The organism is Oleiphilus sp. HI0123 (assembly GCF_001635315.1).
The window spans coordinates 1-1,313 of the sequence record NZ_LWGE01001144.1; the positions used below are offsets into that span (position 1 = coordinate 1).

Genomic DNA, 1,313 nt, shown 5'->3' on the forward strand with positions numbered 1-1,313 from the left:
TTCGAATAAGGCCAACATCTCGTCAGCACTTTTAAGGTACTGAGCGTCACTATAGAGCTTTTCCCGGTTTGGGTTATCGAGTGTTTCACCGTCTGAAATACAAACCCTGGCTTCGTGAGCCTCAAAATCAGACTCAGCCAGAAATTGCACATCGTTTGTCGCAACAACCGGACACGATAACTTCTCGGCTAGCGCAACACTCAGATGAACGCATTCCTCATCATTAGGGCGATTAGTACGCTGAAGTTCAAGGTAGAAACTATCAGAAAAAACCGACATCCAGTGCTCCAAGAGCTCAACAGCAAGGTCTTCTCTCCCAGCCAACAAAGCACGGCCAATTTCTCCATCTTTCGCACCGGACAAAACAATCAGACCTTCTGATGCTTCCTTCAACCACTCTTTCGTGATGACCGCTTTGCCATAATCTTGCCCTTCAGTAAAACCCTTCGAGACCAACTCGGTCATATTAAGGTAACCCTTGTCAGTCTTTGCCAACAAGGTAAGACGGCTTGGATTGTCTGGCTCACTTTCGTTTTCGAGCCAAATATCAACCCCGGCGATCGGTTTGATACCAGAACCGCGCGTAGACTTATAGAACTTGACGAGTGCACACAGGTTAGATTGATCAGTGATCGCGACCGCCGGAAACTCCTCATCGACCAACTGTTTAATCAGCGGTTTGATCCTTACCAAACCGTTGGTAAGGGAGAATTCAGTATGTAACTTGAGATGAACAAATTTTGCTGGCATGAGGTATCGCGATGACATATTGTAGGAGCTGAGATGTTAGCATGACTTAAGGCCTTGTCGAAGCATCTTAGCGCTTATTTTTTACGACTTTAATTCCCGTATCAGACGCATTGGTGAACCTTATCAAAACACAATTTAACCACAACCAGTTGATAGATCTACTCAACTCAGTTGAAACAATTGCCTTAGTTGGTGCCAGTCAAAAACCCGAAAGACCAAGTAATGAAGTCATGAACTTCTTGCAAAACAAAGGTTTCAAAATCACACCGATTAACCCAGACCTAGAAGGCCAGAATCTGTTAGGTGAAACGGTAATCAAAAACATCACCAAGCTGCCCATTAAGGTCGACATGGTCGATATTTTTAGAAACTCTGAAGCCGCTGCATCGATATGTGACGAAGTGCTAGCACTTCCGAAAACTCTACAACCCAAGGTTGTTTGGATGCAGATTGGCGTCATCAATGAAACTGCTGCAGCCAAGTTACGTGCAGCAGGAATATCAGTGGTGATGGACAGGTGCCCTAAACGGGTAATCCAAGAAGCAGAGCGCGTATCAACTCTG

Annotated in this window: 2 protein-coding genes; one reads left to right on the plus strand and one right to left on the minus strand. The window is 45.2% G+C overall.

Annotated features, from left to right (window positions below; all coding sequences use genetic code 11):
- On the minus strand, nucleotides 1-750 hold a 750-nt coding region (locus A3761_RS12080), incomplete at its 3' end, for a PHP domain-containing protein (RefSeq protein ID WP_156491813.1).
- A gap of 113 nt (nucleotides 751-863) precedes the next feature.
- On the opposite strand from A3761_RS12080, the gene A3761_RS12085 reads away from it, so the two are divergent.
- Nucleotides 864-1,313: CoA-binding protein (locus A3761_RS12085; protein ID WP_068750274.1), on the plus strand; the 450-nt coding region annotated here is incomplete at its 3' end.